A 15,612-nucleotide genomic window follows, 5' to 3' on the forward strand; every position below is an offset into this window, starting at 1 on the left:
CCGACGCCGCCGCACGCGGGAGGGCGAGGTCGCCGAGCAGGGCGCGCACATGGCTCCGGCAACCGCACCGATGTGCCGCCGGACCGCTGGGTCCCCGCGCTGGCCGTCTGCTCGGGGGCGGTCGTCGCCCTGGCGCTCGCGGCCCTGCGCCGCCCGGAGGGCCGTGGCCGGGCGGCCTGTCTGGGGGCGGCGACGGCGATCGGTCACGCCATGACAGCGGCGCTGATGAAGTCCGCCACCCACGCCCTCGACGAGCGGGGGCTCGTGGGCTTCCTGTCCGCCTGGCAGACGTACGCGTTCGCCGCCACCGGCGTCTGCGCGCTGTTCCTTCTGGAGAACGCGATGCAGGCCGGCCCCCTGGTCGCTTCGCAACCCGCGCTCACACTCGGCGACGCGGCGGTGAGTCTCGTCCTCGGCGTGACCCTGTACGAGGAGGCCGTCCGTACCGGGTGGTGGCTGCTGCCCCAGCCGTGCGGGGTGGCGCTGGTCGTCGCCGGCGTCGTCGCCCTGGCGCGGGCCACCCTCGCGCGGACGCTGGTGGCACAGGACCCGCAAGAACAACGGGGGGTGGTTCCCGCCGGCCGACAGGAACCACCCCCCGTGTCAGGGGCCGCTGATCAGACGTAGATCAGGCGTGGAGCGGTTTGTAGCAGTGTGGAGCAGTGCGGAGCAGGTGCGGATCAGGCGGAGGCGCAGATCGCGTACACGCTGATGCCGACGGTGGAGTAGCCGTCCTGCCGGCCGAGGGCGATCCATCCGGTGCCGTCGGCGGTGGGGAAGCTGCCCACCAGGATCGCGCCGTTGCCCTGGGCCTCGCCGCCGCCCCCGATGACCCGCTTGCCTGCCGGGCAGTACACCGTCCTGCGCTGGAAGTTGGGCACGTTGGCGTTGGGGAGCTGGACGATCTGGTAGCCGTCCACGGTCGCGGCCCGGGCCGGCGCCTTGGCCGCGGCGGCCAGGCCCGTGGCGGGTTCGCTGCTCGTGGCCTGGGCCGCCCAGCCGGCTCCGGACACCAGAGCCAGTGCCAGGACGCCCGCGCCGATCGCCTGCTTGCCTCGCATACACATGTCCTTTCGGTCCCGAGGCCCCGCGGTCGCGGAAGCTCTCGGACGCCATGGTGGCGGGCACGGAACGGACATTGGGCGGGCAATACGGCTAAACGACACGATGTGCCGAATGCGGAGCATACGGCGCACGGATCGCCGCCGAATGCCCCGCGCGCCCGCGCCCCCGCCTCCTCCTGCGACGATCCGGAGCCGAGCACGGACCGGATCGGCGGCCACGCGCCGCCCGCCACCCGGTAGCACGCCCCACCGCGGCTATACCTGCAGGCCGGGTTTCCAGTCCTGGGCGAGGAGTCCGAGCAGGACCTCGTCCAGGAACTCACCCATCACCCAGGCCGAGGAGCGCAGCACGCCCTCGCGGACGAAGCCGTTGCGTTCGGCGGAGCGCAGCATCGCGGCGTTGTCCGCGAGCGTCTCGATCTGGAGGCGGTGCATGCCGCGCACGACGAAGCCGTAGTGGCACAGCACCGCGACCACGTCGGTGCCGTAGCCGTGGCCGCGGGAGGCGGGCAGCAGGCCCAGTCCGATGTGCGCGGCCCGGTTGTGGGTGTCGATGCCCCACAGCGTCGCCGTGCCGACCAGCGTGCCGCCCTCCAGTTCCACCACGGAGAACGGGACGCTTCCCTGCGCGGTGTCGTCCACCACGAGCCGCGGGTCCTTCGCTCCGGGCGACACCGGACGCCATGGCCCGCTCTCGGCCCGCGAGGCGTTGACCACGTCGTCGTAGAGCTCGGCCCGCAGGATCGGGATGTCCTCCTCGTGCCGGGCCCGGAGCCCGACCTTGCTGCCTTTGAGCATGTGAGCTTCTTATCGGGCCGGACCGGCCGACGGCAAACCAATATGCGGGCACGGGAGTTCGGGCATCCTCCCTGGTCTCGGCCCGCCTCCTCACCCGGACGGCCGCTCACCTCGGGCGGCGGCGCGGGGCGTTCCCTAGCGTCGTAGCGACGGTCGCCCGGGCCGGGAGGAGACACCCATGCCACGCATCGCCATCGCCGCAGCCGCAGCCGCAGCCGCAGCCGCCGCGATCATGATCGTCGTTCCGCTCGCCGGAGTCGCACACGCACAGGACCTCGACTGCCGGGACTTCACCTTCCAGGAGGACGCCCAGGCGGTCTTCGACCAGGACCGCAGCGACCCCAACCGGCTCGACGAGGACCAGGGCCCGGACGACGGCATCGCCTGCGAGGCCCTCCCCCGCAGGTCGCCGGCCGCCCTCGCACCCGCCACGAGCCGTCCCACGGCGCCCTCCGCCTCCCTGTTCCCGAGCCGCGGTGTGCGGGGCGGTGTCGGCGGCACGGTCACCGCCGGCCCGTCGGCCCGGGACGTCGCGCTCGGGTCCGGCCTCACCCTGGCGGGCCTGCTGGCGGCCGCCGGGTGCGCGCGACGACGCCGGTCCTGAGCGGCGGCGGCAGGACGGGGCCGGCGATCACGTGCGGCAGCAGTCGTACGTCAGGTGCGTCGCCGTAGACGTCGGGGTCACGCCGCGCCGCACCAGCGTACGGGGGGTGCCGCCGGTGAACAGGGGGGTGCCCGCGCCCAGCACGACGGGGGCGACGTGGAGGCTCAGGGTGTCGACGAGACCGGCGTCGAACGCCGAGCCGATCGTGGCGCCGCCGCCCATCAGGACGACGTCGAGATCCTTCCCGGCGCGCGCCGACGCCGCCTCGGCGTGTTCGCGGGCGACCGCGAGGGCGTCGTGCAGTCCGGTGGTGACGAACGTCCAGTCGAGGTCGGTGAGCCGCACCGACTCCGGAGGTGAGCCGGTCACGACGACGAAGGCGGGCCTGCCGACCTCACCGGCGCCGTAGCCCGTCGTGTCGTCCCAGCCGTCCGGGCCGTCGACCTGGTCGAAGAGCCGGCGGCCGAGGACGACGGCCCCGGAGCGGAGGGTGCCCTCACGCAGGATGCGGCGGTCGTCGGGGTCGTCCGAGAACGCCCAGGTGTGGAGGGCCTCGCCCCCGGTGCCCAGGCCGTTGTCGGGGCCGGGGTCGGGTCCGGTGACGAAGCCGTCGAGTGAGACCGAGATGTCGGCGATGATGCGCGTCATACCGGGGCAGACCCCGTGCGCCCCCCGGACTCATCGGCCCTGGTCCGCTTTCCGCGCCGCCGCAGGGGGCCGGTCCTCCACAGGTCGCGTCCGCGAAGTCCCTCCCCCGGGGGGTACCCCCGGCCCCGCGACGCCCGGCACGCTCCCCCCAGAGCCGAAGGGCGCGCCCTTCGAGCGGACGACGGGACTTTGCGGGAAAGACCTAGCGCGCCGTTACCTGGCCGGTCTCCGCCGGGGCCGGTGCGCCCGACGACCTGATCACTTCGGAGTTCCCGCCGCTGCCCCGGTCCATGAGGCCACCGGTGAAGGCGAGACCCAGGCCCGCCGCGGCGAGGGCCGCGCCGACCAGGGCGGGCGAGGCCCAGCCCCAGCCGGCCGAGATGGCGAGGCCGCCGAGCCAGGCGCCGCCCGCGTTGGCCAGGTTGAAGGCGGAGTGGTTGGAGGCCGCCGCCATCGTCGGGGCGTCCTTCGCCTTCGCCATCAGCAGCATCTGCACGGGCGTGGTGACGAGGGCGCCCATCGCGCCCATGACGACGAGCGTCAGCAGGGCGGGGACGGTGCTGTGGACCGTGAAGTAGAACGCCACGAGCGTCGCGCCGAGCAGGGCGAGTCCGCCGTACAGCGTCGGGCGCAGGGCGCGGTCGGTCAGCGGGCCCGCGAGCAGGGTGCCCAGGGTCATGCCGCCGCCGTAGAGCGCGAGGACCAACGTGGTCGAGGAGTCCGAGAGGCCCGTCAGGTGGGTCAGGATCGGCACCAGGTAGCTGTAGACGGCGAAGAAGCCGCCGAACCCGACGACGGCGGTGGCGAGCCCGATGGCGACCTGCCTGTTGCCCATCGCCCGCAGTTCGTGCCGGATGCCCGCCTGGGCGCCACGCGGCTGGTGGGGGACGAAGGCGGCGAGCGCGGCGAGGGCGACCAGGCCGATCACGGCGACCGCGCAGTAGGCGTACCTCCAGCCGAACTGCTGGCCGAGCGCGGTGCCGGCCGGGACGCCGACGATGTTGGCGACGGTGAGGCCCAGGAACATCCGCGAGACGGCGCGTCCGGCCCGCTCGGGGGCGACCAGCCGGGACGCCACGACGGCGCCCACGCCGAACAGGGCGCCGTGCGGCAGGCCGGCCAGGAAGCGCGCGGCGAACCGCCACCCGAAGGTGGGCGCGAGGGCGGACGCGACGTTGCCGATCACGAACAGCCCGGACAGCAGGAGCAGCAGCCGCTTGTGGGGGATGCGAGCGCCGATGCCGGTGAGGACGGGCGCGCCGACGACAACGCCGAGCGCGTAGGCGGAGACGACGTTGCCGGCTTGCGGGACGGACACGCCGATGCCGTCGGCGATCTGGGGAAGCAGTCCCATCGTGGCGAATTCGGTCGTACCGATGCCGAACGCGACGACGGCGAGGGACAGCAGGGCCAGGGGCATGGAGCGGAGGTACCTTTCGGGGGCGGCGATCCGGATGCGGCGGAGCGGGCGGGGGACCGTCGTCGCCCTGCTCCGGTGGCCAGTCGCGCCGGCCGCCATTGCCCGGTGCGCCCCCCGGGGCAGGGGAGGCCCACCAAGGTGCAGCAGCGGCGGAGGTCTGCGCATTCCAAGATCGGACCCTGCCTGATATGGCCTCCGTCACACACCGTGCGGGCGCTGCGGATCGAGCTACCAGATCAGGCACCAGTAGCCGCCGGAGGTGCCCACGCCGATGCGGTCGGCCGGCGGCACGAGCCGGGGGTCGGGGTCGCCCCGCGCCGAGAGCGAGCACGCCGGGTCGCCGACCGCCTGCGCCGCCGCCATGCGCTGTGCGGCGGCCTCGGCCACCGGCGACGTGAACCAGACGGTCGTCGGCGCCGAGCTGCCCGGGGCCGTGGCGGTCGGGGCCGGGGCCGTCGGGGCCCGGGCGGGCGTGGAGGGCGGCGCGGAGGCGGTCGGCGTCGGGTGGGGCGGCACGGTCGCGGTCCGCAGCGGGTGCGGTGACCGTGCGGGCGTGCGGGACGGTGTCGGTTCCGGTGGCGTCCGCGGGGGCGTCGACGACGCCACCGCCTGGCCGCCGGGGCGGGTCGGGGCCACCGGGGGCCGGGAGGTCGACGGATGCGTGGGGAGGGACCGGGACGTGCTCGACGTACGGGGGGAGGCCGTGCGGGAGGGAGCGGGTGACGCGGTGAGCGAGGGCGGGGTGAGCGTGGGCGGGGTGAGCGTGGGCGGGGTGAGCGTGGGCAGGGACAGGCCGGAGGAGGCCGTGGGCGACGGGCGGGACGTGCCGTCCTCCGAGGCCGTCAGCGCCCAGACGCCCAGGCCACCGGCGGCGAGGACCACTGCCGCACCCGCGATCCACGGCGCTCTGCGCGGTGGGCGTCGGTGACGGCGGCTCATGCCTCTCACTGTCTGCCCGGGCGCCGGTCTTCTCAAGCGGTGGGGGACCTTTCGTACGCTTGCGGCATGCGGATACGCCCCACCTTGAGCTGGACGCCCACCGAGGGCCTGCCGCCGGGCACCACGGATCTGGAGCCGGTCGTCGACGCCCTGAGCGACGGTGGGGTGCTGGTGCTGAGCGGGGCGGGCATCTCCACGGAGTCGGGCATCCCCGACTACCGGGGCGAGGGCGGCAGCCTCAGCCGGCACACGCCGATGACGTACCAGGACTTCACCGCCGAGGCGCAGGCGCGGCGCCGGTACTGGGCGCGCAGCCACCTCGGCTGGCGCACGTTCGGCCGGGCGCGGCCCAACGCCGGGCACCGGGCCGTGGCGGCGTTCGCGCGGGCCGGGCTGCTCACGGGGGTGATCACCCAGAACGTGGACGGTCTGCACCAGGGCGCCGGCAGCCAGGACGTCGTGGAACTCCACGGGAGCCTGGCCCGGGTCGTCTGTCTGTCCTGCGGCGCGTTGAGCGCGCGCCGGGAACTCGCCCTGCGGCTGGAGGAGGCCAACGCGGGCTTCGCGCCGGTGGCGGCGGGTATCAATCCGGACGGCGACGCCGACCTCACCGACGAGCAGGTCGGGGACTTCCGCGTGGTGCCGTGCGCGGCGTGCGGCGGCGTCCTCAAGCCCGACGTGGTGTTCTTCGGTGAAACCGTGCCGCCGGCGCGGGTCGCGCACTGCCGCGCCCTGGTGCGGGAGTCGACCTCGCTGCTGGTCCTCGGGTCCTCGCTGACGGTGATGTCCGGTCTCCGGTTCGTCCGCGAGGCGGCCCGGGCCGGGAAGCCGGTGCTGATCGTCAACCGCGACGCGACCCGGGGCGACCGCCACGCCCTCACCCGCGTCGCGCTCCCCCTGGGCGCGGCCCTCGGCACGGTCACCGAACGGCTGGGCCTGCCCGGCGCTCCCTGAGCACCCGCAGCGCCTCCGAGAAGTGGCGTACCGGTTCCTCCACCCGATTTCCCCATGCTTTCCGCAGGCTTTCCGCAGACCCTCCGCACAAGGAAGCCGGAATTACATTCCCCGGCTCGCGTGAAATATTCCCGCGAAGCGAAATACCTCACAGCGCAATGCCCCGCGACGCGCTCGCGCAAGAGGCGTCGCGCCTGCTCGGACAGCATTTGGATGCGCTGCGCAAGGAGGCGCACACGCTTCGTAAACGGCACGGTTGGGCCTATGGTCGCTTTCCGGTCTGCCGCCGAACCCGTCGAGCAGGCCCGTCCCTGTCCCCGACGAAAGCAGGCGAGCGAAGTTTTGCCGACCGCACCAGTCACCTCAGCGACCCCGGCTCCCTCGACTCCTCCGCCCCCTCCGAAGACAGTCACCGTCACGGACCCCGCACTGGTGAAACGCGCCGTGAAAGCCGCCGCGCTGGGGAACGCGATGGAATGGTTCGACTTCGGCGTCTACAGCTATATCGCGGTCACTCTGGGAAAGGTCTTCTTTCCCTCCGGGAATCCGACCGCCCAGCTTCTCTCCACTTTCGGCGCGTTCGCCGCGGCCTTCCTGGTCCGCCCGCTCGGCGGGATGGTCTTCGGGCCGCTCGGCGACCGGGTCGGCCGGCAGAAGGTGCTGGCCCTCACCATGATCATGATGGCGGCGGGCACCTTCGCCATCGGACTCATCCCGTCGTACGCCTCGATCGGCGTCGGGGCCCCGCTGCTCCTGCTGGCCGCGCGGCTCGTGCAGGGCTTCTCCACCGGCGGTGAGTACGCGGGCGCGTCCACCTTCATCGCCGAGTACGCGCCGGACAAGCGGCGCGGCTTCCTCGGCAGCTGGCTGGAGTTCGGCACGCTCGCCGGATACATCGGCGGGGCCGGCCTGGTCACCGCGATGACCGCCCTGCTGTCCACCGAGGACCTGCTGAGCTGGGGCTGGCGGATCCCGTTCCTGATCGCGGGCCCGATGGGCATCGTCGGCCTGTACCTGCGGATGCGCCTGGAGGAGACCCCGGCGTTCGCCGCGGAGATCGAGCAGGCCGAGGCGGGCCGGCCGAAGGTGCCGCTGCGCCGGATGGTCGCCGGACAGTGGCGGGCGCTGCTGCTGTGCATGGGCCTCGTCCTGGTCTTCAACGTCACGGACTACATGCTGCTGTCGTACATGCCGAGCTATCTGACCAGCGAACTCGCCTACGACGAGACGCACGGACTGCTCGTGGTGCTCGGTGTGATGGCCCTGATGATGATCGTCCAGCCCTTCGCGGGCGCCCTCACCGACCGGGTGGGCCGCCGGCCGGTGATCGCCGCGGGCTGCGCGGGCTTCCTGCTCCTCTCCGTCCCCGCGCTGCTGCTGATCCGCCAGGGCAGCCTGCTCGCGATCGCGCTGGGCATGGGCGCGCTGGGCCTTCTGCTGGTCTGCTTCACGGCGGCGATGCCCGCCACCCTGCCGGCCCTGTTCCCGACGAGCGTCCGCTACGGATCGCTCTCGCTGGGCTTCAACGTCTCCGTCTCGCTCTTCGGCGGCACCACCCCGCTGGTGGTGACGGCCCTGATCGGGGCGACCGGGAACATGATGATGCCCGCGTACTACATGATGGCCGCGGCCGTCATCGGCGGCGTGGCGGTCTGGTTCACCGCGGAATCGGCCGGGCGTCCCCTGCCGGGCTCGGCCCCGTCCGTGGAGAGCTGAGCCGCCCGTCGGCTGAGCCGCCCGTCGTCAGAAACGCACGGGCAGGACGCGCGGGCAGGACGCGCGGGCCGCGGGTCCGCATCGAGGGGCGCCACCGCAGTTCGTCCGGCCGCACGGCGAGGGTCAGTCCGGGGAATCGGTCGAGGAGCGCGGAAAGGGCGATCTCGGTCTCCAGCCGGGCGAGGGGAGCCCCGGGGCAGTAGCCGCGCAGGGTCCGTGACCAGCTCCCGCGGGGTCAACGGCAGTCCCCTGTACGGGAGTTGCGGTCGGCATGGTCCTCACCCTGGACGCAGCGCGCCTTGTGTCCCCATCGGCCCGCGGCGGCCGCGGTGCCGCCGGGTAATTCGGTTGACCTGGCCGTGGGGTGGCGCTGCATGGTGGCGGGGGCCGCACGGCTGGTGCGGGTGGTGCGTGAGGGGAAGGCGACGGCGGCGATGGAGATCCGTTCCACGAGCGAGCAGGACCTGGGGGTCTACGTCGACACGCTCCACGCGGCGTTCGGGCGCTTCGCGGAGGCACCGGACGACAGCCGGGGCGTGTGGTGGTCGGCGGTGGAGATGGACCGCGGCGTCCTCGCGACGGCGGCGGACGGGCGGCCCGTCGGGACCGCCGGCGCGTACTCCTTCGAGCTGACCCTGCCCGGCGCGGTCCCCGTACCGGTCGGCGGGGTGAGCATGGTCGGGGTCCTGCCCTCGCACCGACGCCGGGGCGTGCTCACGGCGATGATGCGGTATCAGCTCGCCGAACTCCGGGCCCGGGGCGATTTCCTGTCGGTGCTGCTGGCCTCGGAGGCCTCCATCTACGGCCGGTTCGGCTACGGACCGGCGACCTACACCCACCAGCTGACCGTGCCGCGTCAGCGGGGCGCCTTCACCCGTCCCCGGGCGGGCGGGGAGGCCGGTCCGGACACCGGCACGATCGAGGTGCTGCGGCGGGCCGAGTGCGGCGCGGTCCTGGAGGAGGTCTACGACCGCTACCGCCGCGCACAGCCCGGCGCGCTGTCCCGGCCGCACCGCTGGTGGGACCTGGGTGCGGGGCAGCCCCCCGTCTCTCGAGCACCGCGGTACATCGCCCTCCACCGGGACGCAGACGGCATCGCGGACGGATACGCCGCCTATGCGATCGGTGAGTCCGACACCCTGACCGTCGACGAGACCATCGCCTGCGACGACGCGGTGTACACGGCCCTCGCCCGCTTCGTCCTCGGACACGACCTGGTCGGCCAGGTCGTCTTCAAGCACGTCCCGCCGGGGCACCCCCTGCGCTGGCAGCTCGCGGACTTCCGTGCCGCACAGGTGGGCGGCGACACCGACTGGCTCTGGGTGCGGCTGCTGGACGTGCCCGGCGCGCTGACCGCGCGCGGCTGGTTCACGGACGGCGAGCTCGTCCTCGACGTCGACGACCCCTTCCTCGGCGAGCGGGTCCGCCATCTGCTGACCGTGCGGGACGGCAAGCCCGACTGCGTCCCGACGGACCGGGAGCCCGACCTCTCCCTGGACGTGCGGGACCTGGGCTCGGTCTACCTCGGCGGCACCGCCCCGAGCACGCTCGTCCGCGCCGGCCACATCCGTGCTCACCGGCCGGACGCGGTCCCCCTCGCCGACGCCCTGTTCCGGGCCGAGCGTCCCCCGCACTGTCTGCACTGGTTCTGAGAGCACCGGCGGCGGCCAGGGTGCAGCGTCAGGCGGTCACGGGCAGGAGGTCGAGGAGCGCGCCGACGCCGTCGAGGGTGCGGTGCGGGCGCTGCTCGGGCGGCAGTGCGGTGCAGTGGCCGTCCGGGTGGATGCCGGTGGTCACCGCGACGGCGAGCGCCCCGGCCGGGGCCGGACCATGGTGGGCCATCGCCATCTCCAGTTCCGGCTCGTCCCGAAGGGGGAGGTGCTGGGCTGCGTCGGCATCACCTGGCGCAGGAACGGCGAGCACGGTCATGTCCGCCCAGGAGGTGGCGCGGCGCCATCTGGAGGACCTCCAGGCCGCGGCGCACCCGATCGCGGAGCGGGCCGCGGCGGCCGGTCCGCACCGGCTCGGGCCGGGCGGCGCGGGCGCCTGACGTCCTCAGGCGGCGGGCGCAAGGCTCCGCAGGGCCGTGCCGAGGACGGCGACGCCCTCCTCGATCTCGTGGGCGGGGCCCGCCGCGTAGCCGAGGACCAGGCCGGGCGGGCCGGGCGCGATGCGGTGCCAGGACAGCGGGTGTGCCTTGACGCCCCGTTCCAGGGCGGCCGCGGCCAGGTGGACGTCGTCCGGTCCGCCGTCGTCGAAGGTGACCATGAGGTGCAGCCCGGCGGCGGCCCCGTGCACCCGGGCGCCGGGCAGGTGTTCCCCGACGGCCCCCAGCATCACGTCCCGGCGGCGGCGGTGGCGGCGCCGGACGTGGCGCAGATGCCGTTCCAGGTCGCCCGACTCCATCAGCCGGGCGAGGACCAGCTGGGTGAGGACGCCGTTGCCGAGGTCGGCGTACCGTTTGGCGGCGACCACCGCGTCCAGCCGGTCGGGCGGGACGAGCAGCCAGCCGACGCGGAGCGCGGGCGCGAGCAGTTTGGAGACGCTGCCCGCGTAGCAGACCCCCTCGGGCAGCAGGGAGCGCAGCGCCGGGACAGGTGGGCGGTCGTAGCGGTGCTCGGCGTCGTAGTCGTCCTCGATCACCACTCCGCCGTCGGCCGCCCAGCCCAGCAGGTCGCGGCGGCGTTCGCCGTCGAGGACGACACCGGTGGGGAACTGGTGAGCCGGGGTCAGCAGCACCGCCCGGGCACCGCCGGCGCGCAGTGCGCCCACGTCCAGGCCGCCCTCGTCCACGGGGACGGGCACCAGGGAGTGGCCGCCGTACTCGAGCTGCTGCCGCGCCCCGAGGGACCCGGGGTCCTCGACGGCGATCCGCCGGATGCCCTCGTCCCGCAGGAGCCGCCCGAGCAGGCCGAGCGCCTGCGCCACCCCGGCGACCACCACGACCTCGTCGGGGTCGGCGCGGATGCCGCGGTTGCGGGCCAGCCAGCCGACGACGGCCCGGCGCAGGGCGGGGGCGCCGCGGGGATCGCCGTAGCCGAAGTCGGCCGGCCCGACCTGGGCGAGGACGGCGCGCTCCGCGCGCAGCCAGGCGGTGCGGGGGAAGGCGGCGAGGTCGGGGACGCCCGGGGAGAGGTCGATACGGCAGGGCGTGGCGCGCAGGGCCTCGACGACGCCCTCCCGGTCGGCCGAGCCGAAGACCCCTGGCCCGGGCACGGACGCCGCGAGGACGGGTGTCGCGGGGGCGGGCGGCACGGGGGCGGGGCCGGATCGCGGGCGGGCGCGGGCGGGGCCGCGGGGCGCGGCAGGCGCGGCCACGACCACCGTGCCGAGCCGGCCGCGGCCGGCGATCTGCCCGGACTCGGCGAGCCGGCGGTAGGCCTCGGTGACCACACCCCGCGTCACGCGCAGCTCCTCCGCCAGGACCCGGCTGGCGGGCAGCCGCGCCCCGACGGGCAGCCGCCCGTCGGCGACGGCGGACCGCAGCTGCTCGGCGAGCCAGGCGATCCGTCCGCCGGGCGGCGCCTGACCGATGTCCAGCTGGAGGAAGTCCGAGCCGACCGCCGGTCCGACGGCCGGCGCGTCCACCGTTTTGGACCCCTGCGACGGTGACTTCTTGGACCTGCCCATGACGTCCATTGTGCGGGCACCGTGGACTTCATGAACACACCTTCCGCCTCACCTTCCGCCTCCGCGTCCGCGTCATGGGCCCGGCTCGTCCCCGGCATGGTCGGGATGACGCTGGTCGGCAGCAGCGTGAGCGTCTCGCGCACGCTCGTCGACGCCCCGCTGTTCACCACCCAGGCGCTCCGGTACACGGCCGCGACCGCGATCCTCCTGGTCATGGCCCGGGTGGCCGGTGCCCGGGTGCTCCGGCCGCGGGGCCGGGAGTGGCTGTGGCTGGTGGGGATCGCGGTGAGCGGCCTGGTGCTGTTCAACGTGGCCGTGGTGCGGGGCGTCGCCCATGCCGAGCCGGCGGTCATCGCCGTCGCGGTCGCGTCCGTGCCGCTGGTCCTCGGGGTGGTCGGCCCGGTGCTGGAGCGGCGCGCGCCGAGCCGGCAGGTGCTGCTGGCGGCGCCCGTCGTGATGGCGGGCGCGGTGCTGGTGGAGGGAACGGGCCGCACCGATGCCGTCGGGGTGGCCTGGGCCGCGCTGGCGCTGGGGTGCGAGGCCGCCTTCACCCTGCTCGCCGTACCGGTGCTGCGGCGGCATTCCCCGTGGGGGGTGTCCGTGCACGCGATGTGGCTGGCGGCCGTACTGCTCGCGGTGCTCGGCGCGGTGACGGAACGGCCGTCGGCGATCGGGGAGTTGTCGGGTGTCCAGTGGGCGGCCGTCGGCTATCTCGCGCTGATGGTGACGGCGGTCGCCTTCGTCCTGTGGTACTCGACGGTCCGTGCCGTGGGTTCCGGCCGGGCCGGACTGCTCACGGGCATCGCACCGCTCGCCGCGGCGGTCGTCGGCACGGCTTTCGGCGGCGGTGCACCCCGCCCCTCGGTGTGGCTGGGCATCGTCGTCCTCGTCCTCGGTCTGGTCGGCGGCATCAGCCCCCGGCGCGTGCCCGCCGGGACGGTCCCGGCGGACGGTCACCCGGCGCGGGCGGGCCGGGCGGGACGCGGGGCGGACGCGAAGGTGTGAGGGATCGCTTCCCACCGGGGGAAGGGGTCCGCCCGCTCACCTGCGGAGATCGAGGCGGACGCCACCGGGCGACATCGGTCCCGAGTCCTTTCCCGCGTGGTCCCCGGCCACGGCGCGATCGCCCCGCCGCTCTCGCGTACCCAGACCGCGGCGGTCGATACGGCGGTCCCGCCCGCCCGCGTGAGGGCATCCGGCCGCGGGTACCCGGTCGGCCCACGCGGAGCCGAAGGGAGACCGGCATGAGTGACACGACCCCGTCCCAGGCAGAGGGCGAGCGGCCGGAGGAGGAGCCCCGGCACCGCGACGTACCCCGCACCACCCCTTCACAGGCGGAGGGCGAGGCGGTCCCGGACGAGGAGACGGAGAACGAGAACGCGACGGAGAAGGAGTAAGGAGAGCGAGAAGGCCACGGTGAACGAGCAGGCGGCGGACGGCACGGAGTAGAGGCGCGGCGCGGGAGTGATCCATCGTCGCCTCCCAGCTAGTGCCGCCGTCCGGGTACACGGACCGGGTGCACCGTACGCGGCCGTCGAAACGCGGCGCCGCACCCGGACGAGGAGGCCCTGCCCCAGGACCCGGGGCAGGGCCTCCTCGTCAGCGGGTCAGTGACAGCGCGGCCAGGAAGACCAGGGCGAGGCAGACGGCCAGCGTGCCGGCCACACAGCGGCGGCGCAGCAGGCGGTACCGCTCCTCGTACTCGCGCCGCAGGGAGGCGCAGCGGGCGGCGATCCGTTCCAGGTCGTGGCGGGCGCGCAGGAGACCGTCGTGGACGTGGTGGCGTTCCACCTCCTCGCGTTGGGACGTGGTGAGCCAGTCCATGCGCCCGGTGAACTCGCGGGCCCGCTGCTCGGCCTCCGCGACCCTGGCCCGCCAGAGCAGGTAGCCCTCGGCCTCGTTGCCGAGGACCTCGTCGGTTCCCGGCTTCGGTCCCGGCTTCGGCGGGCCGTCGGCACGGCGTCCCGGGTCGTTCATGCGCCGACGCCGTGCGCCTCGGCCTCGGCCATCGCGATCTCGGGGTGATGGAGGTCGAAGGCCGGGGATTCGCTGCGGATCCGCGGCAGCGTGGTGAAGTTGTGCCGCGGCGGCGGGCAGGACGTGGCCCACTCCAGGGAGCGGCCGTAGCCCCAGGGGTCGTCGGTGCCGACGAGCTTGCCGTACCGTCCGGTCTTCCAGACGTTGTAGAGGAACGGCAGCATCGACAGTCCGAGGACGAAGGAGCTGATGGAGGAGACCGTGTTGAGCGCGGTGAAGCCGTCCTGCGCCAGGTAGTCGGCGTACCGGCGGGGCATGCCCTCCGCGCCCAGCCAGTGCTGGACCAGGAAGGTGCCGTGGAAACCGACGAACAGCGTCCAGAAGGTCATCTTGCCGAGGCGTTCGTCGAGCATCCTGCCGGTGAACTTGGGCCACCAGAAGTGGAAGCCGGCGAACATCGCGAAGACGACGGTGCCGAAGACCACGTAGTGGAAGTGCGCCACCACGAAGTAGGAGTCGGACACGTGGAAGTCCATCGGCGGTGAGGCGAGGATGATGCCGGTCAGGCCGCCGAAGAGGAACGTGACGAGGAAGCCCGCCACCCACAGCATCGGTGTCTCGAAGGAGAGACTGCCCTTCCACATGGTGCCGATCCAGTTGAAGAACTTCACGCCGGTCGGGACGGCGATGAGGAACGTCATGAAGGAGAAGAACGGCAGCAGCACGGCACCGGTGACGAACATGTGGTGCGCCCACACCGTCACGGACAGGCCGGCGATCGCGATGGTGGCGGCGACCAGGCCCATGTAGCCGAAGATCGGCTTGCGGGAGAAGACCGGGATGATCTCGGTGACGATGCCGAAGAACGGCAGCGCGATGATGTACACCTCCGGGTGGCCGAAGAACCAGAAGAGGTGCTGCCACAGGATGGGGCCGCCGTTGGCCGGGTCGTAGACGTGGGCGCCGAACTTGCGGTCCGCCTCCAGGGCGAACAGCGCGGCCGCGAGGACCGGGAAGGCCAGCAGGACCAGGACACCGGTCAGCAGGACGTTCCAGGTGAAGATCGGCATGCGGAACATGGTCATGCCGGGGGCGCGCATGCAGATGATCGTGGTGATGAAGTTGACGGCGCCGAGGATGGTGCCGAAGCCGGAGAAGGCCAGTCCCATGATCCACATGTCGGAGCCGATGCCCGGCGACCGGATGATGTCCGACAGCGGGGTGTAGGCGAACCAGCCGAAGTCGGCCGCCCCCTGCGGGGTGAGGAAGCCGCCGACGGCGATCGACGAGCCGAACAGGTACAGCCAGTAGGCGAACATGTTCAGCCGCGGGAACGCGACGTCGGGCGCGCCGATCTGGAGCGGCATGATCCAGTTGGTGAAGCCGGCGAACAGCGGCGTCGCGAACATCAGCAGCATGACCGTGCCGTGCATCGTGAACGCCTGGTTGTACTGCTCGTTCGACATGATCTGCAGGCCGGGCCGGGCGAGTTCGGCGCGGATGAACAGCGCCATGATCCCGCCGATCAGGAAGAACGCGAACGACGTGACCAGGTACAGGGTGCCGATGGTCTTGTGGTCGGTGGTCGTCAGCCACTTGACCACGACGTTGCCGGGCTGCCTGCCCCGTACCGGGACCTCGGCGTCGTAGGGGACGACGGCCGGCTCCTCCGGGCCGTTGAGAATAGTCACAGGCGTCTTTCTCCAATGGTTCGCGGGCCGGCCGCGCGGGGGTAGTCAGCCGTCATCCTTGCGCCTCGGGGCCTGGAGCGGAGCCCTGAGCTGCTGACATACCGCCGAACGGGCGGTCGTGACCCACGAGTGGAGCAATCGTCCGACGGGCGGGGGACGGCAGGTCCGCGG

The 15,612-nt window shown here is 73.6% G+C and carries 17 protein-coding genes and 2 pseudogenes; 9 read left to right on the forward strand and 10 right to left on the reverse strand.

Going from position 1 to position 15,612, the window contains the following annotated elements; translation table 11 throughout:
* Positions 1-54: 54 nt before the first annotated feature.
* Positions 55-627 (forward strand): annotated as a pseudogene (locus tag U5640_RS01195) (hypothetical protein); the annotation flags it as partial.
* Between the two features lie 53 nt (positions 628-680).
* On the opposite strand, the gene U5640_RS01200 reads toward U5640_RS01195, so the two are convergent.
* Together U5640_RS01200 and U5640_RS01205 are read right to left on the reverse strand one after the other, a co-directional pair.
* Complete coding sequence (locus U5640_RS01200; protein WP_340373924.1) at positions 681-1,061, reverse strand: hypothetical protein; 381 nt, start codon at positions 1,059-1,061, stop codon at positions 681-683.
* Positions 1,062-1,319: 258 nt separating this feature from the next.
* On the reverse strand, positions 1,320-1,862 hold the full coding sequence (locus U5640_RS01205; RefSeq protein ID WP_340373925.1) for a GNAT family protein: 543 nt from the start codon (positions 1,860-1,862) through the stop codon (positions 1,320-1,322).
* A 178-nt stretch (positions 1,863-2,040) separates the two neighbouring features.
* On the opposite strand from U5640_RS01205, the gene U5640_RS01210 reads away from it, so the two are divergent.
* The gene (locus U5640_RS01210; protein WP_340373926.1) at positions 2,041-2,466 is read left to right on the forward strand and encodes an excalibur calcium-binding protein; all 426 of its coding nucleotides are present in this window, start codon (positions 2,041-2,043) and stop codon (positions 2,464-2,466) included.
* Positions 2,467-2,493: 27 nt separating this feature from the next.
* Here the strand turns inward: U5640_RS01210 and U5640_RS01215 are convergent, their stop codons facing one another.
* The 3 genes from U5640_RS01215 to U5640_RS01225 form a co-directional block, all read right to left on the reverse strand.
* Complete coding sequence (locus tag U5640_RS01215; RefSeq protein ID WP_340373927.1) at positions 2,494-3,114, reverse strand: dihydrofolate reductase family protein; 621 nt, start codon at positions 3,112-3,114, stop codon at positions 2,494-2,496.
* A gap of 202 nt (positions 3,115-3,316) precedes the next feature.
* Entirely contained in the window at positions 3,317-4,534 is a 1,218-nt protein-coding gene (locus U5640_RS01220) for an MFS transporter (protein ID WP_340373928.1), read from the reverse strand.
* 228 nt (positions 4,535-4,762) lie between these two features.
* Positions 4,763-4,921 (reverse strand): hypothetical protein, encoded by a 159-nt coding sequence (locus U5640_RS01225; RefSeq protein WP_340373929.1) that lies wholly within the window; start codon positions 4,919-4,921, stop codon positions 4,763-4,765.
* Positions 4,922-4,928: 7 nt separating this feature from the next.
* Here U5640_RS01225 and U5640_RS01230 point away from each other — a divergent pair, with 7 nt between their 5' ends.
* The 3 genes from U5640_RS01230 (at position 4,929) to U5640_RS01240 (ending at position 8,143) form a co-directional block, all read left to right on the forward strand.
* The gene (locus tag U5640_RS01230; protein ID WP_340373930.1) at positions 4,929-5,462 is read left to right on the forward strand and encodes a hypothetical protein; all 534 of its coding nucleotides are present in this window, start codon (positions 4,929-4,931) and stop codon (positions 5,460-5,462) included.
* Between the two features lie 77 nt (positions 5,463-5,539).
* A complete protein-coding gene (locus U5640_RS01235) occupies positions 5,540-6,427 on the forward strand; it encodes an NAD-dependent protein deacetylase (protein WP_340373931.1) in 888 nt (295 codons plus the stop codon).
* Positions 6,428-6,691: 264 nt separating this feature from the next.
* Positions 6,692-8,143, forward strand: a complete 1,452-nt coding sequence (locus tag U5640_RS01240) for an MFS transporter (RefSeq protein WP_340373932.1) — start codon at positions 6,692-6,694, stop codon at positions 8,141-8,143.
* Positions 8,144-8,210: 67 nt separating this feature from the next.
* Here the strand turns inward: U5640_RS01240 and U5640_RS01245 are convergent.
* Positions 8,211-8,345 (reverse strand): annotated as a pseudogene (locus U5640_RS01245) (cytochrome P450); the annotation flags it as partial.
* Between the two features lie 232 nt (positions 8,346-8,577).
* Between U5640_RS01245 and U5640_RS01250 the strand changes: the two are divergent.
* A complete protein-coding gene (locus U5640_RS01250) occupies positions 8,578-9,795 on the forward strand; it encodes a GNAT family N-acetyltransferase (protein ID WP_340384860.1) in 1,218 nt (405 codons plus the stop codon).
* Between the two features lie 28 nt (positions 9,796-9,823).
* Here U5640_RS01250 and U5640_RS01255 read toward each other — a convergent pair whose 3' ends face one another.
* Positions 9,824-10,072, reverse strand: coding sequence for a hypothetical protein (locus U5640_RS01255; protein WP_340373933.1), 249 nt, complete (start codon positions 10,070-10,072; stop codon positions 9,824-9,826).
* Between U5640_RS01255 and U5640_RS01260 the strand changes: the two genes are divergently transcribed.
* The gene (locus tag U5640_RS01260) at positions 10,071-10,193 is read left to right on the forward strand and encodes a hypothetical protein (RefSeq protein WP_340373934.1); all 123 of its coding nucleotides are present in this window, start codon (positions 10,071-10,073) and stop codon (positions 10,191-10,193) included. The genes U5640_RS01255 and U5640_RS01260 overlap by 2 nt on opposite strands.
* A gap of 5 nt (positions 10,194-10,198) precedes the next feature.
* Here the strand turns inward: U5640_RS01260 and U5640_RS01265 are convergent, their stop codons facing one another.
* Positions 10,199-11,782, reverse strand: a complete 1,584-nt coding sequence (locus U5640_RS01265) for a PLP-dependent aminotransferase family protein (protein ID WP_340373935.1) — start codon at positions 11,780-11,782, stop codon at positions 10,199-10,201.
* 21 nt (positions 11,783-11,803) lie between these two features.
* Between U5640_RS01265 and U5640_RS01270 the strand changes: the two genes are divergently transcribed.
* Positions 11,804-12,778, forward strand: a complete 975-nt coding sequence (locus U5640_RS01270; protein WP_340373936.1) for an EamA family transporter — start codon at positions 11,804-11,806, stop codon at positions 12,776-12,778.
* Positions 12,779-13,017: 239 nt separating this feature from the next.
* On the forward strand, positions 13,018-13,170 hold the full coding sequence (locus tag U5640_RS01275) for a hypothetical protein (RefSeq protein WP_340373937.1): 153 nt from the start codon (positions 13,018-13,020) through the stop codon (positions 13,168-13,170).
* A gap of 202 nt (positions 13,171-13,372) precedes the next feature.
* On the opposite strand, the gene U5640_RS01280 is transcribed toward U5640_RS01275, so the two are convergent.
* Positions 13,373-13,750: a cytochrome C oxidase subunit I gene (locus U5640_RS01280; RefSeq protein WP_340373938.1), complete on the reverse strand. Its 378-nt coding sequence runs from the start codon at positions 13,748-13,750 to the stop codon at positions 13,373-13,375.
* The gene (gene ctaD, locus U5640_RS01285; protein WP_340373939.1) at positions 13,747-15,441 is read right to left on the reverse strand and encodes a cytochrome c oxidase subunit I; all 1,695 of its coding nucleotides are present in this window, start codon (positions 15,439-15,441) and stop codon (positions 13,747-13,749) included. The genes U5640_RS01280 and ctaD overlap by 4 nt, the downstream gene beginning before the upstream one ends.
* Between the last annotated feature and the right edge of the window lie 171 nt (positions 15,442-15,612).

It is taken from the genome of Streptomyces sp. SS7, assembly GCF_037993025.1.
Lineage (GTDB): Bacteria > Actinomycetota > Actinomycetes > Streptomycetales > Streptomycetaceae > Streptomyces.